This window comes from Streptomyces sp. NPDC001135 (genome assembly GCF_053598395.1).
The window spans coordinates 1-25,384 of the sequence record NZ_JBSFKD010000018.1 but is presented as its reverse complement, the minus strand read 5'-3'; the positions used below and the strand labels follow the sequence as shown (position 1 = coordinate 25,384).

At 72.6% G+C, this 25,384-nt stretch carries 28 protein-coding genes and 1 pseudogene; 11 read left to right on the top strand and 18 right to left on the bottom strand.

Going from position 1 to position 25,384, the window contains the following annotated elements:
- Positions 1 to 63: 63 nt before the first annotated feature.
- The 3 genes from ACWC94_RS22130 to rpmG are packed head-to-tail and all read right to left on the bottom strand — an operon-like array spanning position 64 to position 1,666.
- A complete protein-coding gene (locus ACWC94_RS22130; RefSeq protein ID WP_450798593.1) occupies positions 64 to 1,242 on the bottom strand; it encodes a GTP-binding protein in 1,179 nt (392 codons plus the stop codon).
- Positions 1,239 to 1,496, bottom strand: coding sequence for a type B 50S ribosomal protein L31 (locus ACWC94_RS22125; protein ID WP_450798591.1), 258 nt, complete (start codon positions 1,494 to 1,496; stop codon positions 1,239 to 1,241). Before ACWC94_RS22125 ends, ACWC94_RS22130 begins: the two co-directional genes overlap by 4 nt.
- A 5-nt stretch (positions 1,497 to 1,501) precedes the next feature.
- Positions 1,502 to 1,666 (bottom strand): 50S ribosomal protein L33, encoded by a 165-nt coding sequence (gene rpmG / locus ACWC94_RS22120; RefSeq protein ID WP_014150502.1) that lies wholly within the window; start codon positions 1,664 to 1,666, stop codon positions 1,502 to 1,504.
- 73 nt (positions 1,667 to 1,739) lie between these two features.
- Here rpmG and rpmB point away from each other — a divergent pair, with 73 nt between their 5' ends.
- The 3 genes from rpmB to ACWC94_RS22105 all read left to right on the top strand — a co-directional run bounded on the left by rpmB (position 1,740) and on the right by ACWC94_RS22105 (position 4,004).
- Positions 1,740 to 1,976 carry a 50S ribosomal protein L28 gene (rpmB, locus tag ACWC94_RS22115; protein ID WP_450798589.1) on the top strand — a complete coding sequence of 79 codons (237 nt, stop codon included), beginning with the start codon at positions 1,740 to 1,742 and terminating at the stop codon, positions 1,974 to 1,976.
- Positions 1,976 to 2,281: a 30S ribosomal protein S14 gene (gene rpsN, locus ACWC94_RS22110; protein WP_450798588.1), complete on the top strand. Its 306-nt coding sequence runs from the start codon at positions 1,976 to 1,978 to the stop codon at positions 2,279 to 2,281. Before rpmB ends, rpsN begins: the two co-directional genes overlap by 1 nt.
- Before the next feature lie 154 nt (positions 2,282 to 2,435).
- Complete coding sequence (locus tag ACWC94_RS22105) at positions 2,436 to 4,004, top strand: YibE/F family protein (protein WP_450798586.1); 1,569 nt, start codon at positions 2,436 to 2,438, stop codon at positions 4,002 to 4,004.
- A gap of 33 nt (positions 4,005 to 4,037) precedes the next feature.
- On the opposite strand, the gene ACWC94_RS22100 is transcribed toward ACWC94_RS22105, so the two are convergent.
- The 3 genes from ACWC94_RS22100 to ACWC94_RS22090 are packed head-to-tail and all read right to left on the bottom strand — an operon-like array spanning position 4,038 to position 7,338.
- The gene (locus ACWC94_RS22100) at positions 4,038 to 4,709 is read right to left on the bottom strand and encodes a class I SAM-dependent methyltransferase (RefSeq protein WP_450798585.1); all 672 of its coding nucleotides are present in this window, start codon (positions 4,707 to 4,709) and stop codon (positions 4,038 to 4,040) included.
- Entirely contained in the window at positions 4,706 to 6,205 is a 1,500-nt protein-coding gene (locus tag ACWC94_RS22095) for an alpha/beta fold hydrolase (RefSeq protein ID WP_450798583.1), read from the bottom strand. The genes ACWC94_RS22100 and ACWC94_RS22095 overlap by 4 nt, the downstream gene beginning before the upstream one ends.
- Before the next feature lie 50 nt (positions 6,206 to 6,255).
- Complete coding sequence (locus ACWC94_RS22090) at positions 6,256 to 7,338, bottom strand: Glu/Leu/Phe/Val family dehydrogenase (RefSeq protein WP_450798581.1); 1,083 nt, start codon at positions 7,336 to 7,338, stop codon at positions 6,256 to 6,258.
- 129 nt (positions 7,339 to 7,467) lie between these two features.
- On the opposite strand from ACWC94_RS22090, the gene ACWC94_RS22085 reads away from it, so the two are divergent.
- The gene (locus tag ACWC94_RS22085) at positions 7,468 to 7,932 is read left to right on the top strand and encodes an Lrp/AsnC family transcriptional regulator (protein ID WP_450798580.1); all 465 of its coding nucleotides are present in this window, start codon (positions 7,468 to 7,470) and stop codon (positions 7,930 to 7,932) included.
- Between the two features lie 51 nt (positions 7,933 to 7,983).
- On the opposite strand, the gene ACWC94_RS22080 is transcribed toward ACWC94_RS22085, so the two are convergent.
- A complete protein-coding gene (locus tag ACWC94_RS22080) occupies positions 7,984 to 8,751 on the bottom strand; it encodes a class I SAM-dependent methyltransferase (protein WP_450798578.1) in 768 nt (255 codons plus the stop codon).
- A 157-nt stretch (positions 8,752 to 8,908) separates the two neighbouring features.
- On the opposite strand from ACWC94_RS22080, the gene ACWC94_RS22075 reads away from it, so the two are divergent.
- Entirely contained in the window at positions 8,909 to 9,493 is a 585-nt protein-coding gene (locus ACWC94_RS22075) for a TetR/AcrR family transcriptional regulator (RefSeq protein ID WP_450798577.1), read from the top strand.
- A 136-nt stretch (positions 9,494 to 9,629) separates the two neighbouring features.
- Here ACWC94_RS22075 and ACWC94_RS22070 read toward each other — a convergent pair whose 3' ends face one another.
- On the bottom strand, positions 9,630 to 10,727 hold the full coding sequence (locus tag ACWC94_RS22070) for a PP2C family protein-serine/threonine phosphatase (protein ID WP_450798575.1): 1,098 nt from the start codon (positions 10,725 to 10,727) through the stop codon (positions 9,630 to 9,632).
- A 436-nt stretch (positions 10,728 to 11,163) separates the two neighbouring features.
- Positions 11,164 to 11,559: an LppU/SCO3897 family protein gene (locus ACWC94_RS22065; RefSeq protein ID WP_450798573.1), complete on the bottom strand. Its 396-nt coding sequence runs from the start codon at positions 11,557 to 11,559 to the stop codon at positions 11,164 to 11,166.
- A gap of 218 nt (positions 11,560 to 11,777) precedes the next feature.
- On the opposite strand from ACWC94_RS22065, the gene ACWC94_RS22060 reads away from it, so the two are divergent.
- Positions 11,778 to 13,166, top strand: a complete 1,389-nt coding sequence (locus ACWC94_RS22060) for a membrane-associated oxidoreductase (protein ID WP_450798572.1) — start codon at positions 11,778 to 11,780, stop codon at positions 13,164 to 13,166.
- A gap of 264 nt (positions 13,167 to 13,430) precedes the next feature.
- On the opposite strand, the gene ACWC94_RS22055 is transcribed toward ACWC94_RS22060, so the two are convergent.
- Complete coding sequence (locus ACWC94_RS22055; protein ID WP_450798571.1) at positions 13,431 to 13,784, bottom strand: hypothetical protein; 354 nt, start codon at positions 13,782 to 13,784, stop codon at positions 13,431 to 13,433.
- 42 nt (positions 13,785 to 13,826) lie between these two features.
- Entirely contained in the window at positions 13,827 to 14,516 is a 690-nt protein-coding gene (locus ACWC94_RS22050; RefSeq protein ID WP_450798570.1) for a TNT domain-containing protein, read from the bottom strand.
- Between the two features lie 623 nt (positions 14,517 to 15,139).
- Here ACWC94_RS22050 and ACWC94_RS22045 point away from each other — a divergent pair.
- Entirely contained in the window at positions 15,140 to 15,487 is a 348-nt protein-coding gene (locus tag ACWC94_RS22045) for a tetratricopeptide repeat protein (protein ID WP_450798726.1), read from the top strand.
- Between the two features lie 72 nt (positions 15,488 to 15,559).
- Here the strand turns inward: ACWC94_RS22045 and ACWC94_RS22040 are convergent, their stop codons facing one another.
- From ACWC94_RS22040 to ACWC94_RS22030, 3 genes are read right to left on the bottom strand one after another with little or no spacing between them, the layout of a single operon-like run.
- Positions 15,560 to 16,489 carry a M56 family metallopeptidase gene (locus ACWC94_RS22040; protein ID WP_450798569.1) on the bottom strand — a complete coding sequence of 310 codons (930 nt, stop codon included), beginning with the start codon at positions 16,487 to 16,489 and terminating at the stop codon, positions 15,560 to 15,562.
- Between the two features lie 6 nt (positions 16,490 to 16,495).
- Positions 16,496 to 16,894, bottom strand: coding sequence for a BlaI/MecI/CopY family transcriptional regulator (locus ACWC94_RS22035; RefSeq protein ID WP_450798568.1), 399 nt, complete (start codon positions 16,892 to 16,894; stop codon positions 16,496 to 16,498).
- 36 nt (positions 16,895 to 16,930) lie between these two features.
- Complete coding sequence (locus tag ACWC94_RS22030) at positions 16,931 to 18,388, bottom strand: PepSY-associated TM helix domain-containing protein (RefSeq protein ID WP_450798566.1); 1,458 nt, start codon at positions 18,386 to 18,388, stop codon at positions 16,931 to 16,933.
- A gap of 72 nt (positions 18,389 to 18,460) precedes the next feature.
- On the opposite strand from ACWC94_RS22030, the gene ACWC94_RS22025 reads away from it, so the two are divergent.
- On the top strand, positions 18,461 to 19,105 hold the full coding sequence (locus ACWC94_RS22025; RefSeq protein WP_450798564.1) for a peptide deformylase: 645 nt from the start codon (positions 18,461 to 18,463) through the stop codon (positions 19,103 to 19,105).
- Positions 19,106 to 19,164: 59 nt separating this feature from the next.
- On the opposite strand, the gene ACWC94_RS22020 is transcribed toward ACWC94_RS22025, so the two are convergent.
- The gene (locus tag ACWC94_RS22020; protein ID WP_450798562.1) at positions 19,165 to 20,595 is read right to left on the bottom strand and encodes a dihydrolipoyl dehydrogenase family protein; all 1,431 of its coding nucleotides are present in this window, start codon (positions 20,593 to 20,595) and stop codon (positions 19,165 to 19,167) included.
- A gap of 129 nt (positions 20,596 to 20,724) precedes the next feature.
- On the opposite strand from ACWC94_RS22020, the gene trxA reads away from it, so the two are divergent.
- Entirely contained in the window at positions 20,725 to 21,099 is a 375-nt protein-coding gene (trxA, locus tag ACWC94_RS22015; RefSeq protein WP_360092211.1) for a thioredoxin, read from the top strand.
- 46 nt (positions 21,100 to 21,145) lie between these two features.
- Here trxA and ACWC94_RS22010 read toward each other — a convergent pair whose 3' ends face one another.
- Complete coding sequence (locus ACWC94_RS22010; protein WP_450798561.1) at positions 21,146 to 22,147, bottom strand: LacI family DNA-binding transcriptional regulator; 1,002 nt, start codon at positions 22,145 to 22,147, stop codon at positions 21,146 to 21,148.
- 228 nt (positions 22,148 to 22,375) lie between these two features.
- Positions 22,376 to 23,056, bottom strand: coding sequence for a TetR/AcrR family transcriptional regulator (locus tag ACWC94_RS22005; RefSeq protein WP_450798559.1), 681 nt, complete (start codon positions 23,054 to 23,056; stop codon positions 22,376 to 22,378).
- 100 nt (positions 23,057 to 23,156) lie between these two features.
- Here ACWC94_RS22005 and ACWC94_RS22000 point away from each other — a divergent pair, with 100 nt between their 5' ends.
- Complete coding sequence (locus ACWC94_RS22000) at positions 23,157 to 23,720, top strand: NADPH-dependent FMN reductase (protein WP_450798557.1); 564 nt, start codon at positions 23,157 to 23,159, stop codon at positions 23,718 to 23,720.
- A gap of 215 nt (positions 23,721 to 23,935) precedes the next feature.
- On the opposite strand, the gene ACWC94_RS21995 is transcribed toward ACWC94_RS22000, so the two are convergent.
- The gene (locus ACWC94_RS21995; RefSeq protein WP_450798555.1) at positions 23,936 to 24,913 is read right to left on the bottom strand and encodes a metalloregulator ArsR/SmtB family transcription factor; all 978 of its coding nucleotides are present in this window, start codon (positions 24,911 to 24,913) and stop codon (positions 23,936 to 23,938) included.
- 56 nt (positions 24,914 to 24,969) lie between these two features.
- Between ACWC94_RS21995 and ACWC94_RS21990 the strand changes: the two are divergent.
- Positions 24,970 to 25,290 (top strand): annotated as a pseudogene (locus tag ACWC94_RS21990) (MFS transporter); the annotation flags it as partial.
- Between the last annotated feature and the right edge of the window lie 94 nt (positions 25,291 to 25,384).

The window sequence follows — 25,384 nt, the reverse complement described above, 5'->3', positions numbered from 1 at the left end:
TGTGTGGTCTTCGCGGTCTCTGTGGGACGTGGTCGGACCTGCGGGCCATGGGGCGGGCGGGGCTCAGGACACCGGGTCGAGCAAGTCGTCGAAGGCGTGCGGCAGTTCCTTCCAGCCGTCCCTGCCCGCCGCGTACTCGTCGTCGGTGAGCAGGCACGAGTCGAGCAGGGCCAGCAGACCGTCACGGTCCAGACCGGGTGAGGTGAAGGTGAGGTGCTGGCAGCGGTCACCGTGCTCGGGGTGCCAGTCCAAAGAGGCCGCGACGCGACGTTCGGCCGGAACCATCTCCCAGGCGGCCTCAGGCAGGGCGGCCAGCCACGGTCCGGCCGACTCCACGCACAGCGCGCCGCCCGCCGCGTCCCACGACAACAGCGTGTCGGGACGGTCCGCCAGCCAGAACCGCCCACGGCTGCGGGCCGCGGCGCAGGTCAGATCCTCCAGCGCGGCGTAGAGCCGCTGCGGGTGGAAGGGCCTTTCGCGCCGCCAGACGACGGTGCTCACGCCGTGCTCGTCGCACTCCTGCGGCAGCAGCGCGCACGCGGGATGCAGGCGGGCCGCGGCCGCTGCCACGTCGTACCCCGCCAGCAGGGCGGCCCCCAGCGCGCCGTCCCTCGCCACCCGTACCGGTCGTGCGCCGGGTGTGAGCCGGGCGAGCAGCGCGCGGTCGCCGTCGTCGGCGCACTCGCCGTCCTCCCCACCCGATCCGTCCTCGACCAGGGCGATCACCGTGGGGTACTCCAGCTGACGGGCGAAGGTGTCGGCGACGGTGCGCTGGTCGGTCGGGGCGGCGGCGAGTCCGGCGTCGGCCAGGTCGTCACCGTTGGACAGGTAGGGCAGGACGAGTGCCGGGTCGACCGCGGTGGCGACGCCGGTCAGCGCCAGCGGTGCACCCGCGGCGGCGATGACCCCGGCCATGGCCTGGGGTTCGACGGAGTCCCACAGTTCGACGACGGCCAGCCGGTACCTGCCGTCCTGCGCGAGTCGCCGCAGTTCGGGCACCAGGTCCTCGCGCAGCGCGCAGCACGCGCAGTCGTTGACCAGGGGCGCGTCGCCGCTGCCCAGCAGGCCGCCGGCGTCTCGTACCGTGCGGTGCACGGTGCTGTCGGCGGCGGACGTCAGGTCGTGGTGCAGCGCGACCGAGCCGGGGACCGTACGCAGGATCTCCTCGACCGCGGCCCGGCGGGCGTCGGCGTGCAACCCGGCGACGATCGCGACCGGCAGCCGCGTCCGGTCCCCGCTCACCGCCTGCCCCCTGCACGGCCGTAGCGCCGCTCGAAGCGCTCCACCCGGCCCGCGGTGTCCAGGACCCGCTGGGTGCCGGTGTAGAAGGGGTGGCTCGCCGAGGAGATCTCGACGTCGATGACCGGGTAGGTGTTGCCGTCCTCCCACTCGACGGTCTTGTCGCTGGTGGCCGTCGACCGGGTGAGGAAGGCGAAGTCGGCGGCCCGGTCACGGAAGACGACCGGGCGGTACTCGGGGTGGATTCCGGGCTTCACGGCTTTCAGCGCTCCTCACGGAAGTCGACGTGGCGGCCGGCGACCGGGTCGTACTTGCGCAGGGTCAGCCGGTCGGGGTTGTTACGGCGGTTCTTGCGGGTCACATAGGTGTAGCCGGTGCCGGCGGTGGACCTCAGCTTGATGATCGGGCGCAGTTCGTTACGGGCCATGGACAGCACCATACACGAGATTGGTTTTCATTTTCATTTAAGCTACTGTGCTGCCACCAGACGAGGAGGAAACATGTCCGCCCACTGCCAACTCACCGGCCGACAGCCCGGCTTCGGCCATCAGATCTCGCACTCGCACCGGCGCGGCAAGCGGCGCTTCGACCCGAACATCCAGCGCAAGCGCTACTGGCTCCCGAGCGAAGGCCGCCATGTCCGGCTCACCCTCTCCGCCAAGGGCGTCAAGACGGTCGACTCGATCGGCATCGAGGCCGCCGTGGCCCGCGTCCGCGCCCGGGGAGGGAAGGTCTGATGGCGAAGAAGAGCAAGATCGCGGAGAACGAGCGGCGGCGCGTCGTCGTGGCCCGCTACGCCGCACGCCGCCGCGAACTGAAGGCGATCATCTCGTCGCCCCGGACGTCCGACGGGGAACGCGCCGCCGCCCGGCGCGAACTGCGCCGGCAGCCCCGCGACGCCAGTGCCACCCGCCTGCGCAACCGCGATTCCGTGGACGGCCGCCCCCGCGGCCACCTGCGCGCCTTCGGCCTGTCCCGCATCCGCGTGCGCGAGATGGCGCACGCGGGTGAGCTGCCCGGCGTGACCAAGAGCAGTTGGTGACCCGCGCCGTGATCCAGGCACGGTGCGCGCGGGCCCACCGGTGTGCTCCCGGTGATCACGGCTGAGACCACGGCACAGCCTTCCCGTACCCTTCCTCAGAGCCGACCGGCGGGCCCGGCTCGGGAGGGGGCACGACAACCGCGAGGGAGAGCGCATGGGAGCCGCTGACCGGCAGGGTGCCGGAGACTGGAACGGCGTCGGCAACCCGCCCCCGGCCAGGGACGGCCACGCGAGCGCATACGCACACGGGTATGTGTACGGGGACGTTCACGGGTCCGCGCCTCACCCCGACCACGGACACCACGCCGGCACGGCCCATGTCCCCGGCCCTGCGGCCACACGCCATGACCACACCCGTGCGAGCGACACCGGACATGCCCCCGGCCACGGCCCTGCGACAGGCGTCGGCGGTCACGGACACGGCCACAGTCACAGCCACGGGCCGGCCGCACCGGTCTCCCGGCACCTGCGCAAGGTCATCGCCGCGATCCTGATCCCCTTCACCGCCGCCGTCGTCGTGGGGCTCGTGGTTCTCTGGCCGGGCGGTGCCCCACCGCACAAACGCACCGGCGTCGGCTTCGACCAGCAGACACAGCAGGCCACGGTCACCAGAGTCCTGGAAGTGAGCTGCAAGTCGGTGAACGCCTCCGGCGAGACCCCGACCGGCGACACCTCCACCGCCGAGGGCACCTCCGCGCAGCAGGAGGCACACGGCACCTGCCACAAGGCCACGATCCGGGTCGACACCGGCAAGGACAAGGGCCGCACCTTCACCGAGATCGTGCAGCCGGACCAGACCCGGCAGCTGCACCAGGACGAGAAGGTCGTGGTCGCCTACGAACCCTCCGCGCCGAAGGACCTGCAGTACTCGGTCACCGACGTGAACCGCCGGTTCCCCATGGGACTGCTCGCAGGCGTCTTCGCGGTCGCGGTCGTGGTGGTGGGCCGACTGCGCGGCGTGATGGCACTGGTCGCCCTGGCCATCAGCTTCCTGGTGCTGGACCTCTTCATCATGCCCGCGGTCCTGCAGGGTTCGAATCCGCTGCTCGTGGCGGTGGTCGGTTCGAGTGCCATCATGCTGATCGCCCTGTACATGTGCCACGGCCTGTCGGCGCGCACGTCGGTGGCGGTGCTCGGCACGCTGGCCTCCCTGTCGCTGATCGGCGTACTCGGCTCGCTGTTCATCGGCTGGGCCGCCCTGACGGGCAACACGGACGACAGCACCGGACTGATCCACGGTCTCTACCCGAAGATCGACATGAGCGGTCTGCTGCTCGCCGGTGTCATCATCGGCTCCCTCGGTGTCCTGGACGACGTGACCGTGACCCAGACCTCGGCCGTCTGGGAGCTGCACGAGGCCAACCCGTCGATGGGCTGGCGCGGGCTGTACCGCGCGGGTATCCGCATCGGCCGCGACCACATCGCCTCCGTGGTCAACACCCTCGTCCTCGCGTATGCGGGCGCTGCCCTGCCCCTGCTTCTCCTCTTCTCCATAGCGCAGAGCGGGGTGGGCACGGTCGCCAACAGCGAGCTGGTGGCCGAGGAGATCGTGCGCACGCTGGTCGGATCCATCGGCCTGGTGGCGTCGGTGCCGGTCACCACGGCCCTGGCGGCCGTGGTGGTCTCGGCGGACCGGCCCGGTCGGCAGACGGCGACGGCGGCAGCGGGCGCGGTGGCGGCCGGGGCAGCCGGTGGCCGGGGCGGGCGCCGGCGGAAACGTTGAGCGGGCGCCGGTGACGGTACCGCCGCGCCGGCCCTAGGGGAGCCGTCGTACCAGGAGGTAGGTGCGCCGGCTGGGGTGCTCGTGTCCGGGGTGCGGTGCTCGGTCGAGTCGTGCGGTGAGGATGAGGCCCGCTTGGGCGAGGGCCGCTGTTTCGGCGACCGGGTCGAGGAAGCGGAAGGTGAGGTCGACAGGACGGTCCCACCATGCGGTGAGGTGCGTGGCCTGTCCGGGGCGGGTCTCGCTGTCGCTGGTGTGGAAGGCGAGGAGGGCGTGGCCGCCGGGGCGCAGTACGCGGGCGAATTCCCTGTAGGCGTCCGCTCGTTGGGCCTGAGTCAGGTGGATCACGGCGTACCAGCACAGTATGCCGCCCATCGTCCGCGACCGGATCGGCAGCGCGGTCATGTCCGCGGCGGCGAACGGCAGGGCGGTGGCGCGGTGCGCGACGGAGCACATGGCGGGCGACAGGTCGACGCCGTAGGCAGGGGATCCGCGGCGGGCCAGGTGGGCTGTCGCGTGGCCCGGACCGCAGCCGACGTCCACGATCGGCCCGTCGCAGGCCAGTTCGGCGAAGGCGTCCAGCAGGGCGCGGTCGAGGGGCTTGCCCCCGAGTTCGTCGCCGATCTCGGCGGCGTAGCGTTCGGCCACCGTGTCGTAGCTGCGGCGTGTCACGGCGGACACCGCGGCATGCGGGTGCGGTGCTGTCATGGCTGGCTCCGGTGGGGTCGGACGACGGCCTCGGCGCCGATCGGGGTGAACCCGGTGGCGAGGCAGGCGCGCAGGGAACGGGCGTTGCCCGGGGCGACGGCGGCGTAGACGGGCTCGCCCGCCGGGACCAGGGTGAGGGCGTCGGCGAGCAGCGCCCGGCCGTGCCCGCGGCCCGCGTCCGCGGGTTCACGCAGTTCGATGCTGAGTTCCGTACGCCCGGCGAGTCCGGCCGCGAGCGTGACCAGGCCCCGCTCGTCGCCGAACACCCGTACTCCGGAGCGCAGTCGCCGGGCGTACCGCACCCTCGGGTGGTCGTCGGCGTCCGTGAGCGGCGTCAGACGCGGTGTGCCGCCGGAGCCGCGGTGCACGAGAGTGGCGTCGACGGTTCCGATCCGGCCCGTGGGTCCGGCGAGGGCCCGCAGGAAGTCCGGGGACAGGGAGCCGCCGTAGCCGTCGGGTTCGTGGGCGTGGACCTGTGCGGTGGGCAGCGCGGTGGCGACGACGGCGTGGCCGGTGAAGGCGACCGAGCATTCCAGGCCGCCGGGCAGCGCGGGCAGCACCGTGACGGTCCCGTCGGCGGGTGGGAAGCGTCCTTCGGCGGCGTCGCGAAGGTACTCCAGCAGCGGGTGCGGGGGCGCCGGTGCGGTCCGGTGGGCGTCGAGGAAGGCCAGCAGCGCGGCGTTGAACCGCTCCGGCTGCTCCAGGTTCGGCAAGTGGGCCGCGTCGTCGACGACGGCGAGAGCCGAGTCGGCGACGAGCCCGTGCATGAGCTCGGCCTGTTCCACCGGCGTGCAGGTGTCGGCCGCGCCGACCATCACGAGGGTCGGTACCCGCACGTCCCGCAGCGTACGGCGGTAGTCCGGCCGTTGGGCCTGTCCGCGCAGGGCCGCCGCGGCCCCGGCCGGGGCGGTGGCGCGCATCATGCCCAGGACGTGCCCCGCGACCTCGGGCAGGCCGGTCACGTGGTGCGGGGCGATCATCCTGTCGATCACCTCGGCCGCGTATCCGTCCATGCCCTCGGCCAGCAGCCGATCGGCGAGGGCGTCGCAAGAGCTCCTGCCCTGCTCGGTCTCGGCGACCGGCGACGTGTCGGCCAGCACCAACGCGGCCACCCGCTCGGGGTGGCGCCGGTGGAACTCCATGGCGATCTGCCCGCCCATGGACAGCCCGGCCACCACGGCCCGCTCCGTCCCGAGACGGGCGAGCACGTCCGCGAGGTCCTGTGCGAGGTCCGACAGCGGCGTCACACCGGGTACGACCGTGCTCTTCCCGTATCCGCGCAGGTCGGGGACGACCACCCGGTACCCGGCGTCAACGAGCGCGGCCACCTGGGGACGCCACATGCTGCGGTTGAACGGGTGCCCGTGGACCAACAGGACCGGCATCCCCGCGGGGGAACCGAGATCGTCGTAGGAGATGGTGACACCGGGCGCGACGAGGACCTCGCCGGCTCTGGTCCCGGTCGCCGAAGTCGCCGCCGCACTGGTGGAGTTCATGCCGGTCGCCTTTCCGTGTCGGAGTGCCGGTGGGAGCCCTTGAGCGCCCGTCAGGGCCCCGCTGCCCGGAAGCGCAACGAAGCCGCGGGGGGACCGGTCGGGCCGGCGGCGGCACTGAGGCGTCGCCGGGCCAGTTCGCTCGCGGCCCGCGCCGGGGTCACGCCACGGCGCTGCGCGGTGTCCAGCAGGGTGTCGACGGTGTCCTCGATGGCATCGACCCGCGTACGGGCCTCGTGCGCACCGACGTGGTGGAGTTCGGTGCTGATGGCGTTGATGACGCCGCCCGCGCCGGCGACGAAGTCCGGCACCCAGACGATGCCGCGCTGGTGCAGCAGATCGGCGACATCCGGGGTGGCCAGCTGGTTGTTCGCCGGTCCGACCACGGCACGGCAGCGCAGCTCCGCCACGGTCCGCCGGGTCAGGACGGAGCCGAGGGCCGCGGGGACCACGATGTCCACGTCCGCGGCGATGATCTCCTCGGGCGACTGCCAGACGGCGCCGAGTTCGTCGCTGATCTTCAGTTTGCCGGGGTCGACGTCGGTCACCGTCAGGGCGGCTCCCTCTGCGGCGAGAAGGCGGGCGAGGCCGGCGCCCACGCGGCCCAGGCCAATCACGGCGAGACTGCGGCCGGCCAGGCTGGAGGTGCCGTACAGCCGTCGGCTGACGGCCCGTAGAGCGGCGAGCGTCCCCTGCGCGGTGTGCGGGGACGAGTCCCCGCTTCCTCCCAGATCCGTCGGCTTGCAGAACACGTGGGGGGTCGATTCCCCGATGACCGCCATGTCGTCGGGGCTGGTCCCGACATCCGGTCCGGTGGCGTACGCACCGCCCAGTGACGCGATCACCTCGGCCACGTCACGCAGCACGTCGCGCCGCCGGCCGGCATCGAGTTCCCTCCCTTCCGGCAGGGCCACGACGGCCTTCCCACCGCCGTTCGACAGGCCGGCCACGGCGAACTTCGAGGTCATCGCGGCCGACAGGCGAAGGGCGTCGGTGAGACCGTCGCGCCAGTCGGCGTAGTGCCAGAGCCGGAGGCCGCCGGCCGCCGGACCGAGTGCCGTGGAGTGCACAGCCACGATCACCGGCAGACGGGAGCGCCGACCAGTGTGGATCACGACCTGTTCATGTTCGAGCACGGACCCTCCGTCCCTTCATTCATCCGTCCTTTCGTTCATCCGCTTCGAGGACCACCATGGTGCACACATGTTTTCCCAGTCGTCGGTCGGACCGAACGTTTGACTGACATTCAGGTACGGTTGTCGACCATGGACGAACTTGATTCGGAGATTGTCCGGCTCCTCCAGACAGATGCGCGGCAGTCCAACCGCGAACTCGCCCGGCAGCTCGGCATCGCCCCCTCGACCTGCCTGGAGCGGGTCCGGGCGCTCCACCGCCGGGGCGTCATCCGCGGCTACCACGCCGACATCGACCCCGCCGCCCTCAACCGCGACGTTCAGGCGCTGGTCTCGGTCCAGGTGCGCCCACTCAGTCGCACCGTCATCGACGCCTTCAAGGGCTTCGCCAGTGGTCTGCCGGAGGTCCTGCACACCTTCGTGCTCTCGGGGGGCGACGACTTCCTGCTGCACGTCGCCGTACAGGACCTCGACCACCTGCACGCCTTCCTCACGGACCGGCTCAGCAAGCGCGGGGAAATCACCGGCTTCCGCACCTCGGTCATCTTTCAGCAGGTGAGCAACACCGTCCCCACCCGGCTTCCCGCGCCCGACTAGGCACTGCCCGGGGTGGATACAGGGGTGCGGAGCGGGCGGCGCAGGGCAGGGTCAGCCCGCCGGTGCGGTGCGCGTCGCGGTGACCGCCAGGGTGGCGTAGTGCATCGTGAAGCTTCCTCCCGCGGCATCGATGGCTGCGCCGACACCCGCCAGCACCTCCTCCAACCGGGCCTGCGGGAGCCGGGTGAAGGCGCCTTGGGTGGGCAGTTGGTCCAGCCACTCGTCCCGCGTGTAGGACTGGTCCCAGTCGAACCTCCACTGCTCGGGCGCGGCGAATGCGCCCACCTCCCGTATCCCGTCGGCCGCCTTGGTGCACAGCGCCGCGTACCCGTCCACGGCCGGCACCGTCGCCGGACGGGCGGCGAGCGAGTCGGGCACCACCCTGCGGTAGACCTCGGCGAAGGCTTCCGCCACCTCGGGCAGGGGTTGGCCCGCGTTCCAGAACAGGGCCAGCAGGCCGCGAGGGCGCAGTACCTCGGCCGCCTTGGCAGCACCCGCGACCGGGTCCACCCAGTGCCAGGCCTGTCCGGAGACGACGGCGCCGAACGTCCGCCCGGCCGGGTCCCAGGCTTCGAACGGTGCCACCTCGACGTCGAGTCCGCGCCGGCGCGCCAGGTCGGCCATCCGGGCGTCGACGTCGACGCCCAGCACGCGGGAGCCGACCGCTTCGAACTGCCGGGCCACGATGCCCGTGCCACAGCCGACGTCGAGGACCTCCGGCCCGGGGGCGGCGGAGACGATCCGGTCCACCATCGCTTGGGGATAGTGGGGCCGAGCCCGGTCGTAGCGTTCGGCGTCCGAACCGAACGACTCCGCCATCCGTCGGTGTTCATGAGACGCGTGTTCGGGGCCGGGAGATCGCCCCGGCGGTATAGTGGGCATGCGCCCACTATGAGTGGGCGATCGCCCACTCGTCAATCGAATCGGGCGGATCCGGCCCCGAAACGGCCGCCGGCAGAGCAAGGGGAGATGAGCGGTGCCCACGGGAGTAGCCATCCGCGACGTGCGCGACCAACTCTTCGACGCGGCCGAGCGCGTCCTGCTCCGGGACGGACCGAGCGCGCTGACCAGCCGGGCGGTCACCACGGAGGCGGGCTGCGCCAAGGGCGTCCTGCACCGGCACTTCGCCGACTTCGACGCCTTCCTCGCCGAGCTCGTGCTGGACCGCATCGCCCGGATCGACGACCAGGCCGCCGCCCTGCGCGAAACAGCCGGAACCGGCACCGTCGCCGACAACGTCACCCGAGCGTTGACGGACCTGTTCGGGCCGGTTGCGGTGGCGATCGTCAGCCTCGTCACCTCCCGGGACGACCTGCGCGCCCGCCTGCGCACGGCCAGGCCCACCGGCGTCCCGCTCCTGAGCGATGCCGCGACCGCGATCGCCTCCTATCTCGCCGCCGAGCGCGGCCTCGGCCGGATCACCGCGGACGCCGACATCGACACACTCGCTCCCACGCTGATCGGCGCCGCGCACATGCTGTTCGCCGACCGGCAGGGCACCCCACCGGACGCCGTGGCCGTCCGCAAGGTCGTGACCGCGGTCATGGCGGGCATCGAGTAACGACCCCGCCCCCTACTGATCGTGACTGTGACCCGCCACTACCCGCAGGCCCGCCAGGGCCCGGCCGGGGAGACCGCGGGCGCACCCGGGCCCGGCCCGATCGGGCCGGGGCGTCGGGTTCGTCGAACTCCGGGGCCTACTCCGACGGTTCGTACAGGCGCACGGCGAGGGCGGCGATGTCGTCGTCAAGGCGTCCTCTGCTGTAGTGCAGGAGGTCGCGGTGAAGAGCCGTGAGCAGCTCATGGGGCGGCGTCGGGGGCTGCCGGCGCATCCAGGCCGCCAGCGGGAAGAACTCGCCGTCGTGGGCGCGGGCCTCGGCGACCCCGTCGGTGTAGAGGAGCAGCAGGTCGCCGGGGGCGAAGTCGAAGGTGTCGACCGTGTAGTGATCTCCGATCAACTCCGCGAGGTTCAGCAGCGGCGAGGGGGTCGTGGGCTCGAGGGCACGGAGTTCCCCACGGTTCAGGAGCAGCGGCGGGGGGTGTCCGCAGTTGAGGATCTCGATACGCCTGCCCTCGTGCGGGATCTCGACGAGAAGGGCGGTGGCGAAGCGCTCCATCGGCCCCTCGGGGGGAAACGCGGCGTTGTACCGGGTGCTGCTGGCGTCCAGCCGGCGCGCGACGCTGACCATGTCGGGCTCGCCGTAGGCCGCCTCCCGGAAGGCGTTGACGATCGCCGCGGCCGCCCCCACCGCCGGCAGCCCCTTGCCCCGCACGTCACCGATGAGCAGCCTGACCCCGTACCGCGTGTCGACCACCTCGTAGAAGTCCCCGCCGATACGGGCCTCCGCCGCGGCCGCGAGATACAGCGACTCGATCTCGACGCTCCCGAAGCGGCGCGGCATGGGGCTCAGCACCACCTGCTGCGCCGCGTCGGCGACGAGCCGCACCTGAAAGAGGGTCCGCTCCCGCTGGAGTCGGACATGGCTTCCGTACGCGGCCGCCACGGTGACCGCGATGATCCCCGCAGCCGTCCACCACGTCCCCAGACCGGGGAACACCAGGCTGAGGCCGATCATCAGAAAGAGGCAGACCGTCCCCAGCAGGACGGTGGGGAGCACCGGCCACATGGCGGCGGCGAGGGCGGGCGCCGCGGGCAGGAGGCGACTGAAGGCCATTTCCGGTGGAGTGGCGTAGGCCAGGCTGGCGATGACGACGGTCAGGATGACCGGCGACAGCCGCACAAAACTCCCCCGGCCGTAGCTGCGAAGGTGCCGCGGCCGTCCAGACTCGATCACACTTCACAGAATATCTACGCAATGGGGGCATAGCGCTCCGGCGGATCGAAGGAGAGAATCGAACACATGCCTGAATCGAGTAGGAGCCGCTAGGCCAGCGGCGGCGCCGGCATGACGGATCATCGCCGGGTCCGCCTCTGCTGTCGGTCAGCGGTCCCTCGGCGCGCCGGCGCCGGGCCTGCTCGGCGGCGGCGCCGGCGAGAGGCCGGGGATGGCGGTCTCGCTGTCGGCCAGGCGGGTGACGCGGTCGCGACGGGGCGGGGCGAGGGGCGTGGCCGACCCATACGCCGAGGTCGTCGCCGCCGGTGGCGGACCTGGGCCGATGGGGTCGATGTGGTCGATGTCGCCGTCGGCCGCGGTGCACCGCTTCCGCTCCCCCGCCGCGTGGTGCGGTCACCGACGTGGCCAGGACCACTCCGACGGCGCGATCGCCCGGCTATTTCTTGCGCTTCTCGTCGTTTTCCTTGAAGCAGACGACGAACCAGTTTCCGGCGCCCGACTGGGTGAGCGAGCCGGTCGTGCCCGGGACGTCGGAGCACGCCAAGGTGTCGACGACGGCGTTCTTGTTCATCTTCAGGACCTTGTAGTCGGCGTGCGGGTCGGTGCAGTCGAGCTTCTTGGTCTTCGCTTCCTTGTCCGTCCCGATGTTCTGGAAGCAGTCACCGGCCTTGAGCGTCGCGGACTGGTCCTTCGTGTCGTACGGGCCCAAGGCCCAGAACGTGACCAGGCCCGCGATGACAAGGACCAGACCGAGGAGGATCAGGCGGTTGCGTCGTATCTGCGCCGAGGTGTACGAGGCGTTCTGGCCGCCCAGGGGCGGTATGTGGGACACGGGCAGTTCCTCAGAGGCAGTGGGGACGTGCGAAGGCGACCATGAATCTAGCCCACCTGCCCGTACTCGTCGTTCGCCGCCCCCTGTTGGTCGAGCCCGTCGGCACCGGGCGACGGCGTGCGTGACGCCGTGCCCGGCATCACCGGCCCGTACGAACGGAGTTGGCGGATCACTCGCGGGACACGCCTTGGCCGACCCCCTGAGGTAGTGTCCCGCAGGTGGAGATCACGGACCTCACCCCTGTGGAACGCCGTGTCCGGCGGGCATTTCCTCGCGGTGAACCCATCGACCTCCGGACATCCGAGGACGAGGACCCCGCACGAGCCGGGGACTGGGGCCCGGAGCGGACAGTCCGCGCCGAGGTCCTCCGCGCCCTCCTCCTCGGGTATCAGACCGAGCCGGGCGAGATATGCGCCCTCCGCCTCACCGGCGCGAGGATCACCGGTCTCCTCGACCTTCAGTACGCGGAGATACCCCACGCGATCCGCTTCACTGCCTGCCACTTCGAGAGTCCGCCGAACTTTGACGGGGCGCAGACCCGTCAGCTGGACCTCGTTGCCTGCTGTCTCCCCGCCCTGTCGGCCACAGCCATCCATGTCACCGGCACACTCCGGCTCACCGGCTCCCGGGTTTCCGGGACCGCGACGCTCAAGAACGCCCATGTTTCCGGCGGAATCCTCCTCGACCGCGCCCACCTCGGCGTGAACGGGGGCTGTGCCCTCCAACTCGACAACGCCTTCGTCGGAGCCGACGTCTGGGCGCCCGAACTGGTGGCCCTTGGCGAGGTCCGCCTCGGAGCCGCTCGCGTCGAGGGTGCCTTCGGCGTCGCGGGCGCCCGCATCGAGAACCCGACAGGCAATGCCGTCGACGCGGCCCACCTCACGGTCGGCACCGTCCTCGACGCGGGCGGCCTCGTCGCAGAAGGACGCGTCCGGCTCACCGGCACCAAGGTCACCGGTCTGCTCACCTTCATCGGAGCCCGCCTCCGCAATCCGGGCGGCGTGGCGCTGACCGTCAGCAACTGTGAGGCCGCGGTGTTCTCGCTCTGGGACGCCGCACCGATCGTCGGCGATGTCACGATGCGCTACTCCCACTTCAAGGTCATCCACGCCCAGCCGCAGGTCTGGCCCGCCGCGGTCCGTCTGGAGGGACTGACGTACGAAACCCTGGTGCCGCGGCTGCCGGCTGTTCAGCGGCTCCCCTTGCTCACACGCGATGCCGACGGCTTCGTCCCCCACGCGTACGAACAGCTCGCGGTCTCGTACCGGCGCGTCGGCGACGATGCCGAAGCCCGGGCGGTCCAACTCGCCAAGCAGCGCCGGCGGCGGATCACTCTGCCCTGGTACGGCAAGCTGTGGGGCTGGCTCCAGGACGCGACCGTCGGCTACGGCTTCCGCCCCACTCGTGCCATGTGCTGGCTCCTGGCCCTGCTCTTCCTCGGTTCACTCGCATACGGAACGAACCATCCGCCCCCGGCCGAGCACGGCAAAGGCCCGGTCTTCAATCCCGTTGCCTACACCCTCGATCTGCTTCTGCCTTTCATCGACTTCGGCCAGCAGAACGCGTTCACCCCCACGGCCCTTACCAATGGTTCTCCTATCTCCTGATCGCAGCCGGATGGGTCCTCGCCACGACCGTCGCGGCGGGAGTGACACGCAACCTGACCCGTCAATAGCACCTGGATCACCCGTCAGGAGGGGGCTGGCCGACCAGTCACGGGGCCGCGGGTCCGGTCTCGCAGGAACCGTTCCATGTCCATGACCGTGACGACCCACGCGGCATTCGAAGTGATCAGCCACCGAGGCCCCGGCCTCCGACGCATCCCTGCCGGGCTGCGGAAAGGGCATGGCGCTGCGGCAACGCGCCCGGCTTCAGCCGTCGTCGGCTGCTCCACGGCGTCGTTCGAAGTCCTCCCATGCCTGCCGCTGGATCTCCTCGGCGTTCGCGAGGAGTTCCTCCAGGGGCTTCGCCGTCCCGGAAGGGCGCGTCGGCATCCGCGTGAGCGTGCCGTAGAGGTACCGGCACGCCTCGGTCTCGGTGGCGAAGCGCCGCATGACGCTGTCCTGGGAGCGCTGGCGCATACCGACGGCCCAGGTGTCGGCCTCACGGCGCAGGAAGTAGTAGGCGTCCGGCTGGACGGGGACGTCATGGACACCGGCGATCTCGTAGAACGCCTCGGGAACCTCCGCTTCGCGGAGTCTTCGTACGAGTTCTGCGCGGTCCATCGGATCCTGTCCCGTCGGCTGCCCCGGAGGTGGTCGGTTCCCTCAGGCCGTGGGCGTCAGTTCCTTCAGTTTGTAGGCGTTGACGAGCATGGGGATCGACTCCTTCGTCACGTACTGGAGGCCCAGGCCCGGCTGGCTGAACCAGGGGCGGATCGGGCCGGCCTCGACGGTGAACGGCTGGTCGACCCGGTAGAGGTGGTAGTTGAACGGATACTTCGTGTTGAAGGTGTCGAGATTGCTCGGCGGGATCGCGCGCTTGGCGTAGGGCGTGCCCGCGGGGGCGAGGAAGTTGCCGTTACCGCTGCCGAAGAGGTCGACCAGCTGGCCCTTGCGGAGCGTCACGGGGTGCTCGACCGGCTTGCCGTTCTCCAGCACGAAGCCCTGGTTGTCGGGATACCACCAACCCGACTTGCCCGTCTGGGGATCCGTCTGCCAGTAGCACCCGAGGAACCAGTAGGACGAGGTGCTGTCCGTGCGCCGGTAGCCCTTCAGCATGGCGCCGATGGCGCCCGTCTGCGGCAGGTGCGCCGGCCCCAGCCGCCAGTCGTCGTGGTAGTAGGCCACATAGGCCGTCGGCGGAGGGGAACTGGGCAGGCGGTTGCGGTGCGTGGTCGGGCAGTGAGCCCCGTTCCCCGTGCGGAGCCGGTCGGCGTGGGCCGTGGCCGGGGGGATGGCGAGCAGCAGGAGGAGCGATGCCAGGGCGCTCCCTACGAAGGCGCGCGGTACGCGCATCCGGTGTCCCTTCTCTTCCGGCGCGGCGAGGCGCCGTGGGGGGGACGGGCAGCCGGTTTCGGTGGCCGGCCGCCCGCCTGATCGTTTACGGACTCATTTCACGCGCGGCGCGGTCGGCGGAAGCGAAGGCCGGGCAGATCATCACTCGAACCGATGAGCACATTTCCTCGGACGGCCGAAGAAGGAGCGGTGCCCGCGGGGACGGCCGGCGCCCCGCCGGGTACCGGCCGCCCCTGTCGACGTCCCGCCGGTCGGACGACGCTGCCCGTACGGGGGCGATGGGAGGCCCCCATGGGCAGCGACGACCGGCGCGGCGGAGGACGTACGAAGCTGCGGGTGTCCCTGGGCCGCCTCGACGACGCGCGCGGGCTGGGCGCGCTCATCGGCGCCCACCACACGGCCGTCCGGCGCGGGGCACGGTGCGCCTGGTGGTCCCCCAGGGACGCGTCCGCAGTCTCCTGTGCATCACGAACCCGACGCCCGACGTGCACAACCCACTGGGCAACGCGCTCGCGGCGGCACCGCAGCCTCGCGCCCGGCACCGGAAGGGAGAACAGCTGGTGGAATTTTGAACTACTGGTTTCCGTTGTGGCCGCCGAAGGAGGTCACGAGTGGAGACGCGAGTGGAGACCACGTACTACGACCACGGCACGCCGGCGGAGCGCTGGGAGCGCGCGCGGCAGTTCTTCGACGCCAAGGACTACGCGGGCGCGGCGCGGGTGCTGACCGGGCTGGTCGAACAGGTGCCGGAGCAGACCGGACCCCGGCTGCTGCTGGCCCGCGCCTACTACCACTCGGCCCAACTGCGCCACGCAGAAGCCGAGTTGCGGGTCATCGTCGAGCGTGACCCGGTGGAGCACTACGCCCGGCTGATGCTGGGCCGTACGCTCCAGCGGCAGGCCCGGCACGAGGAGGCGGAGCAGCATCTGCGGATCGCCTCGGCGCTCGCGGGCGACTTCCCGCAGGAGTGAGGTGCGGGGAGGGGCGTAGGACGGTCCGCCCGGAGTCAGGGCTCGCGCCGAGCGCCGTCTCCCCCCGGGGGATCAGAGCGAGGCCGTCGCGCGCAGGAGCAGGAACAGGGTGACGACGGAGTTCGCCGAGGACATCGCGGACACCAGCGCCCCGGCGGCGGCGCCCCACGCGGCGAGACCGACCGAGGTGAAGGCCGGCGGCCAGGTGCGGGCCACGGGCGCGGGGGCCAGCAGCGCGGCGACCCGGCGCGGCACGGGACCGGTGGCCGCGAGCGCGGCGAGGGTGGGGGCCGGCGTGCCCGCGGAGAGCAGGGCCGCCCTGCCGATGGCTCGGGCGACGGTGCGCCGGTCGCCCACCGTCCGGGCCGCCTCCTCGTCCGCCCAGCGCTCAGCCGTGTAGACGACGGCGGTGCGCAGCGGCCGCAGGAACGGGTTGGCACGGGCGGCCAGGTGCGCGGCGAGCAGGTGGCGGTGGTGGCGGGCGGTCAGGTGCGCACGTTCGTGGGCGAACAGGGCGCGCCGCTCGGCGGGGGCGAGCCCGGCCAGCAGTGCGGTGGTCACGACGATCCGGCCCGGGTTGCCGGGCAGGGCGTAGGCGTACGGCGTGCTGTCGGGCAGGACCGCAACCACCCTGCCCGGCAGCGCGGCGAGGGCCCGGCGGGCACGGCGGGTGACCCGCCGGTGCCGGAGCAGTGTGCGGGTGCAGGCGACGGCGACCAGGACGAGCGCGGGGATGGCGGCCCGGCCGGCGATCTCGTCGTACGGCACGGCGGCCCGTACCTGCGGGTCGGACCAGCCGTCCGGGAGGGGGTTGCCGGGCAGCTGGGCGGTGCCGACCACCATGAGCAGGGCCAGGCAGAGCGTGCTGCAGACGGCCATGACGACGGCGACCGCGGTCAGCAGCCGGGTCGCGGTGCGCGGGTGCAGCCGCGTCTCGGCGAGCCGGGCGACCGGCCAGGCGGACAGCGGCAGCACCAGTGGCAGGAAGACGAAGACCCCCATGGCCGATCAGTCTTCCGTACCCGCGCCGTCCGTGTGCGTGGCGTCGAGCAGTGCCCTCAGGATTTCCTCGTCGCCCGGCGGCAGGGCGGTGACGAAGCTGGCCAGGACCGCCTCGCGGTCCCGTTCGCCGTCCAGCAGGCGGCGCATGCGCAGGGCGGCGAGCCGGGCCACGTCGGCCGTCGGCGTCCACAGGAAGGAGCGGCCGTGGCGTTCGCGCGCGACGACGTCCTTGGCGAGCAGCCGGGTCAGGATGGTGACGACGGTGGTGTAGGCGAGGTCGCCGCCGAGGTGCTGCCGCACCCAGGCCGCGGTGACCGGTCCGTCCGCCTCGCGCAGTACGCCGAGGACCTGGCCCTCCAGCTCACCCTGCCCGCGCCGCCGGCCCCGGCCGCCATCCCGCACCATCTCCGTCTCCCTCCGGCGTCGGCGTGTCGGACCACGCTACTTCATGCCGGGCGCGCCTTCGTAGGTGCGGCGCCCCCGTCGGTGTGCGATCTCCCCGAGGACGATGTCGACGGCGAGGAAGGCGGCCAGCGGAATGCCGAGCAGCGGCACGAGGCAGCCGAGTACGGCGACGGCCGCGAGCGCCGGGACCAGGAGGTACGGCGGCACCTCGGCCCAGGCGCCGCGCGGGACGGGCCGGCCGAAGGCGGAGCCGCGTCCGCGCTGCCACCACATGCGGTAGCCCCACAGGATCAGCAGGATCAGGGCGAGGGCGAGCAGGGCGAGGGCGATCTGGTTGACGAGGCCGAAGAGGACCCCGGTGTGCAGGTCGATGCCCCAGCGGGTGAGCTTGGCGAGCACCGGGTAGTCGGCGAACCGGAGTTCGTCGGTGACCTTGCCGGTGGCCGGGTCGACGGCGACGGAGTCCTGTTTCTCGGGCCAGCCGCGCTGGATCTGCTTCACCACGTAGGCGCTGTGGGCGTCGGCGGGCGGCACGATCTCCACCGGGTCGCTCAGCCCCTTGGCGCGGGCCGCCGCCAGCACCCTGTCCAGGCCGACGCCGTGCGCGGCGGTACCGGCGGTGCCGGCCACCGTGCCGTGGCCCGCGTGGTCGGCGCCCGCCGCGGACGCCGACACGGACGGGGTGGCCTGGCCCAGCGAGGTGCGCAGCTCGTCGATGTGGGCGCCGGCGTACGTCGACCAGGTCAGCCCGGTCGCCGACAGGAAGAGGAACCCGGCGGCGGTCCACACCCCGACGGTGCCGTGCAGGCCGAGGGTGCGGCGCCGCCCGCCGGTCCCGCGGACCTTGCGCAGGGCTCGGCGGCGGGAGAACCACAGGACCAGCCCGCCGGCCGTGATCACCCAGAGCCAGCTGGCGGCCAGCTCGCTGTAGAGGCGGCCGGTGCCGCCGAGGTGGAGGTCGCGGTGGAGTTCGTCGATCCAGGTGCGCAGGGGCAGCGCGCCGGTCGAGCCGTACTGTTCGAGGGCACCGCGGACCTTGCCGGTGCAGGGGTCGACGAACACGGCGAGGGTGTGGTCGCGAGCGACGCCCTTGACGCCGGAGAGCAGCACCCGGGTGGTGGCACCGGGTTCGGGGGCGGGGCGCACGGCGGCGACAGTGCCCTCGGGGTGGGCCTTCCGGGCGGCGGCGACCTGGGTGGAGACCGGCAGTTCGGTCTTCCCGACGGAAGCGGTCAGCTCATGGCCGTAGACGAACTTCTCGGCCTGGAAGGAGCCCGCGTACAGCAGTCCGGTGACGGCGGCGACCAGCAGGAAGGGGGCGACGAGCACGCCGGCGTAGAAGTGCAGGCGCAGGACGAGCGGGCGCAGGGGTGCCCAGCGGCCTCGGGCGCGCGGGCCGGACGCCTCGGTCCTGACGGCAGGGGAGCGGAGGTCATCGGGGAGTTCTCCGGGCGGGGGCGCAAGTGGGGGACGGTCCAGTAGTCGGACCGCCAAGGGGCGGAGTTCCCGGGGGTTTTGGTGACCCGTGCCACAGGGAGTGCCGGGAGGGCATGGCATCCTGACGCGATGGCACCTCCCCGTGATCACGCGCCGCTCGCCGAGCGCGTCGAGGAACTCCTCGCCGCCGGCGGCCCCCTGCCCATCGTCGCCGCCGGGCAGCCGGTGCTGCGGCGCGGCACCGAGCCGTACGACGGTCAGCTCGGCCCGGCCCTGCTCGCCCGCTTCGTCGAGGCCCTGCGGGTCACCATGCACGCCGCGCCCGGTGTGGGTCTCGCCGCACCCCAGGTCGGCGTGGACCTGCGGATCGCGGTCATCGAGGATCCGGCGCCGGTGCCCGAGGAGGTGGCGGAGGTCCGGGGCCGGGTCCCGCAGCCGTTCCGGGTCCTGGTCAATCCGGTGTACGAGCCCGTCGGCGGCGTGCGTGCCGCGTTCTTCGAGGGCTGCCTGAGCGTGCCGGGCTGGCAGGCGGTCGTGGCCCGGCACGCCGAGGTGCGGCTGCGCGGCGAGGACGAGCACGGCCGGGCACTGGACGAGCTGTTCACCGGGTGGCCCGCCCGGATCGTCCAGCACGAGACGGACCACCTGGACGGCACCCTGTACCTGGACCGCGCCGAGCCGCGCTCCCTGTCCACGAACGAGGCGGTGGCCGCGCTGTGGGCCCAGCCGACACCGCGGGCGGCGGCCGAGGCCCTCGGGTTCGACCTCCCCTAGGGGCCTCGTTCGGATCGGGTCGACCGGGTTGATCCAAACGAAACCCCCTGGTTCCGGGCTCAGTTGTCCCGGTACGCCTCCAGGAGCCGCAGCCACACCTCGCTCAGCGTCGGGTACGACGGGACGGCGTGCCACAGACGGCTGACCGGGACCCGGCCGGCGACGGCGACGGTCGCCGAGTGGACGAGTTCGCCGACGCCGGGGCCGACGAAGGTGACCCCGCGCAGGATCTCGTCCTCCAGGTCGACGACCATGCGGGCGCGGCCCTTGTAGCCGTCTCCGTACAGGCCGGCGCCCGCCACCGAGGAGAACTCGACGTCGACGGCGCGGACGCGGTGCCCGGCCTGTTCCGCCTCGGCGAGGGAGAGGCCGACCGCGGCGGCCTCGGGGTCGGTGAACACGACCTGCGGTACGGCGTGGTGGTCGGCGGTGGCCACGTGCGCGCCCCAGGACTCGTCCAGCACGGGGTCGCCGGAGGCGCGGGCGGCGATGGCGGCGCCGGCGATACGTGCCTGGTACTTGCCCTGGTGGGTGAGGAGGGCGCGGTGGTTGACGTCGCCGACCCCGTACAGCCAGTCGGTGCCGGTCACGCGGAGGGTGTCGTCGACGTCCAGCCAGGAGCCGGGTTCCAGGCCGACGGTGTCGAGGCCGATGTCGTCGGTGTGCGGGACACGGCCGGTGGCGAACAGGATCTCGTCGGCCTCGATCCGGTCGCCGGCGGAGGTGACGGCGACGACGCTGCCGTTCTCCCGGGTGACGGACTCCAGGGAGGTGCCGGTGCGGATGTCGGCGCCCGCCTCGGTGAGCGCCTCGGCGACCAGTTCCCCGGCGAACGGCTCCATGCGGTTCAGCAGGCCCTTGCCGCGCACCAGCAGGGTGACCCGGGAGCCGAGGGCCTGCCAGGCGGTGGCCATCTCGGTGGCGACGACACCGCCGCCGACGACGATCAACCGGCCCGGGGCGGCCTTGGCGCTGGTGGCCTCGCGGCTGGTCCAGGGCTTCACCCCGTCGAGTCCGGGCAGGTCGGGCAGCTGGGCGCGGGTGCCGGTGGAGACGGCGACGGCGTGCCGGGCGGTGAGGGTGGTGACCGTGCCGTCGGGGGCGGTCACGGTGACCGTGCGGGGTCCGGCGAGGCGACCGTGGCCGCGGTGGAAGTCGGCGCCGGTGCCCTCCAGCCAGGCGACCTGGCCGTCGTCCTTCCAGTGGGAGGTGAACCCGTCCCGGCGGGCGAGGACGGCCGGGGTGTCGAGCGGGCTTCGGACCGCCTGGCCGAGACCGGGCAGGCGGCGCGCGTCGGCCTGGGCGATCACCGGCCTGAGCAGGGCCTTGCTGGGCATGCACGCCCAGTAGGAGCACTCGCCGCCGAGCAGTTCGCTCTCCACGACCGCGGTGGTGAGTCCGGCCGCGCGGGTGCGGTCGGCGACGTTCTCCCCCACGGGCCCGCCCCCGATCACCACGACGTCGTACGCGATGGTTTCCGTTTCCGTCATGGGGTCAGTCTGGTGGGTGGTGTGCGCCACGGCCACACGGGTAGGGGCGCGGGACACGTCGCGGAATACGTCACCGGGCGGCCGTGTTGTGCGCACGGCCGCCCGCACCTAGCAACGAGGGAGCACGCCATGAGCAGCACCGTGGAGCTGACCAAGGAGAACTTCGACCAGACCGTCACGGAGAACGAGTTCGTTCTCATCGACTTCTGGGCGGAGTGGTGCGGGCCCTGCCGGCAGTTCGCGCCCGTGTACGAGAAGGCGGCCCAGGACAATCCCGATCTGGTGTTCGGCAAGGTGGACACCGAGGCGCAGCCCGAACTGGCCGCGGCCTTCGGCATCCAGTCGATCCCGACGCTGATGATCGTCCGCGACAAGGTCGCCGTCTACGCCCAGCCGGGCGCCCTCCCCGAGCCCGCCCTGACGGACATCATCGGGCAGGCCCGGAACCTGGACATGGACGAGGTCCGCAAGAGCATCGCCGCCCAGCAGGGCAGCGCCGAGTAGCGCTCCGCGGGGCAGCCACGGGTGACGGGACGGTGCCGGCGCCGGGTCAGCTGGACTCGCGCCGGATCACCGAGGCACCCAGGACCGTGTGCACCTCCGGTTCGCCGCCGGGGTCGCGCACCGCCCGGTCGACCAGTTCGGCGAGGTCGCGGCCCGAGGGCAGCTCGATGTGGACGGTGCTCAGGCGGGGCCGCAGCAGCCGGCCGAGCATCAGGTCGTCGGCGCCGATCACGGCGACGTCCCCGGGGATGCGCAGCCCCTCGTCCTGCAGGGCGCGCATCAGCAGCATCGCGTACTCGTCGTTGTAGGCGAACACCGCGTCCAGGCCCGAGTCCCGCCATCCCGAGGCGAGTCGGGCGGCGGCTTCCTCCGTGTACACGAGCGGCAGTTCCGTGACGGCGGCGTCCGTTCCGTGCAGCGCCTGGCGCACTCCGGCGAGCCGGGGCCGGGAGTAGGCCTCCAGCCCGGGTTCCCCGGGCACCACGACACCGATCCGGCGCCGGCCACGGGCGTACAGATGGGCGCCCGCGCTCCGGCCGACGGCGTCGTGGTCCATCAGCAGGGCGTGCGCGCCGTCGACGCGCTCGGGGCCGAGGGTGACCACGGCGCGGGCGCCGGAGCGTTTGAGGACACCGACGCCCTGCGGCCCGAGTTCCGCGCCGGGCACCAGGACGGCGACCGGCCGCAACTCCGCCCAGGCACGGGCGGCTTCGTCCCCCTGGAGGCCGACGGTGCCGTACTGGACGACGGTGTAGTCGAGCCGGCCGAGCGCCCACTGCAGCTCGTTGAGGAACCTGCTGTACAGGTGGCCCACCGGGATCGCGGGGGCGGGCATGAGGACCATGCGGCTGTGTCCGGCACGCAGGCTGCGGGCGGCGGCATGGGGGACGTATCCCAGTTCCCGCGCGGCCTCACGCACGCGCCGGCGCGTCGGTTCGCTGATCCGTACGGCGCTGGTGTTGTTGAGGACGTAGGACACGGTCGCGCGCGAGACGCCGGCCAGGCGGGCCACGTCGGCGCTCGTGGGCGTGTTCGGTATCTGCACCATGACAGACCGCATCTTGGCAGAGGGGCGGGGGCCGGGAGCAGGCGGGGCGACGTGGTTCATCGTTCGACGAAATCCTGCCTGCCGGCGGCCTGGACGGACACGTTCGCCACCGGCCTGTTCGAGGACGTGGTCACCGCCGTCGCCGTCCGCGCATACGGAAGGGCCGCGCGAGGTCGGCCATGCGGCACCTCGGACGGGCGGGGCGGCCCCGAGCTGACGGACCGGCTCTCAGTGGGGTGGCCGGGTGCCGGTCACCCGGGCGACCAGGTCGATCCAGCCGGCCTCCAGCCGCTCCATGGGCAGCCCGCACTGCCTGGTGTGGTAGTGGATCAGCGCGGGGTCGAGCGAAGCCAGCAGCGTCTGGGCGAGCAGTTCGCAGTCGGCACCCGGCACGATCTGCCGCAGCAGCACGAGGACGTGGGTGCGCAGGGCCTGGTGCGCCGGATGGGAGAACCTGCGGGTCGGCTCCGTCTGGGCGGCGAGATGCAGGTCCAGCCGCTCGTCCGAGCGGTACAGCACCGCCACGCCGAACGCCCGCAGCCGCTCCAGGGGCGGCGCCCCGGGCCCCAGCGGCGGGGGCCCGCCCAGGAAGTCGGCCTGCAACTGCTTGGCGGAGTGGTCGAGCAGGGCCATCAGCAGCCCGGTGCGGTCACCGAAGCGCCGGAACACCGTCCCCTTGCCCACCTGGGCCGCGGCGGCCACCGCCTCCATGGTGACCCCGGCCACCCCGTGCTCCGCGATCAGCCGGGCGGCGGCGTCCAGCAGCCGGGCCCGGTTGCGCGCCGCGTCGGCACGCAGGCACGGCTCCTCGGACGGCGCGCCGACCTCCAGCAGTTGAGGCGCGTCGAAGGGCTCGGGAGACGGCGGGAAGGGCGGCACGGCGCTGGACATGAAGCCAGCGTAAAGCATCGGGAAGAAAACTGGACCACGGTCCGTTTGAGGTGGTAGAACACTTAAGCGGACCCCGGTCCGGATCGTCACAGCGATGTTTCAGCCTCTTGGAGTTTCCATGTCTGTTCGCATCCTCGCGCTCGTCGGCAGCCTCCGCGCCGGTTCGCACAACCGCCAGCTCGCCGAGGCGGCCGTCAAGCTCGCTCCCGAGGGCGCCGAGGTCGTGCTGTACGAGGGCCTGGCCGACGTCCCCTTCTACAACGAGGACATCGACGTCGAGGGCAGCGTGCCGGCGACCGCCACGAAGCTGCGTGAGGCCGCGCAGGCCGCCGACGCCTTCCTGCTCTTCTCCCCCGAGTACAACGGCACCATCCCGGCCGTCCTGAAGAACGCCATCGACTGGCTGTCCCGTCCGTACGGCGCCGGCGCCTTCGGCGGCAAGCCCGTCGCCGTGATCGGCACCGCCTTCGGCCAGTACGGCGGCGTGTGGGCGCAGGACGACACCCGCAAGGCCGTGGGCATCGCCGGTGGCAAGGTGATCGAGGACATCAAGCTCTCCATCCCCGGCTCGGTGACCCGCTTCGCGGAGACCCACCCGGTCGACGACGCCGAGGTCGCCGCCCAGCTGACCGAGGTCGTCGCCCGTCTGCACGGCAACGTGGGCGAGGCCGTGGCCGCCTGAGGTCTGGCATCGTGAAGGGGGCCGGTTCGTCCGGCCCCCTTTTCCGTGTGCGCCTTCCGCCGCCCGACTGTCCGCGTGCGCCTTCCGCAGTCCGCTCTCCGCGTGCGCCTTCCGCCGCCCGACTGTCCGCGTGCGCCTTCCGCGGTCCGCTCTCCGCGTGCGCCTTGCGCGGTCCCGCACCGGCGGTCACACCGGCCGGGCACGAGCCTCCTGCGTCAGCCCCCGGCCAACCGCTCGGCCAGCGCGCTGCGCCGGTACAGCACCCGGCGGCCGTCGCGGGCGCGGGTCACCAGGCCGGTGGCGGCCAGGACCCGCAGGTGCTGGGAGACGGCGCTCGGGGTCACGCCGAGCCTCCGGGCGAGTTCCACCGTGGGCAGGGGTTCCGCGAGCAGCCGCAGCAGGGTCGTCCGGGGTGCGCCGAGCAGGGCGGTGAGCGCGGAGGCGTCCGGCGCGGGTTCCGGTTCCCACAGGGTCGCCGTGCCCCGGCCCGGGTAGGCGAGCATCGGCGGCGCCTCGGCGCTGATCGGGGGCGCCGGCTTGTGCGCGAACACCGAGGGCACCAGCCGCAGCCCCCGCCCGGCGCCGTCGACGGCGTGCCGGCCGATCATCCTGTCGATGGTCAGTGTGCCGTCCCGCCAGCCGAGGTTCGGGTGCAGACCGGAGAACAGCGCCCGCGCGCCGCCGGTGGCCAGCTGTCCCGCGCGGTGTGTGATGTCGGCCTCCAGGACCAGCCGGATCCGGGGCCAGTGCGGCAGCAGCGCCGTCCGCCAGTAGCGGAGCAGCAACGAGCAGAGGGCGTCGAGGAGTTCGAGGACGGGGCCGTCTGCGGGCGCGGTGGCCTGCCGCAGCGCGCCGGGGAGCGGGCGCGGGGCGTGCGCGGCGCGCAGGTCACGCCGTACGACCTCGGGGGGCGTGGCCCGTACGACGGCCAGCTCCTCGTCGAGCGTCGGGGCGTAGGCGGTGGGCCGGGGCGTCAGGAAGTCGGGCAGGGCGAGCGCGGGACCGACCAGGGCCGACAGCACGGGCAGGTCGGCGGGGGCGAGGGCGGCGAGCACGGTGCGGCGCCAGCCGCGGTGCAGGGGGTGCAGCGCAGGGGCCCGCAGGACGCGCAGGCTCTCCATCAGCTCGCCGAGCGGGGAGAGGGCGAACCGGGTGTCCGCGAGGTCGTCGACCCCGAGCCGGAAGCTGATCATTTAGCCCCCGCCTACATCGTTCGCCAACTTCCCTCGCGGGCGGTGGACTTCGGCACATGACCGCTCACCACCCCGGGCAGCGTACTCCACGACTCGTTCCGCTGCTGGGCCTGGCCTGCGGGGTCGGGGTCGGCAACGTGTACTTTCCGCAGGCCGTCGTCCCGCTCGCGGCGGCGGGGCTCGGCGTCTCCCCCGGCACGGCGGCCGGGGCGGTGACGGCGACCCAGTTCGGCTATGCCGCGGGGATCTTCCTGCTCGTCCCGCTCGGCGACCGGTTGCCGGCCCGGCCGCTGCTGGTCACCCTGCTCACCGTGGCCGGCCTCGGCCTGTGCGCCGCTGCCGCCGCGCCCGCGCTGCCGGCGCTCCTCGCGGCGAGCCCTGCAAGATCCCTTCCCGGTCGTGCTTCACTGGACGATGACCCCTTTTGGAATCGGACGAGTGGATTGAGATGCTCCGCTACACGCTGATGCG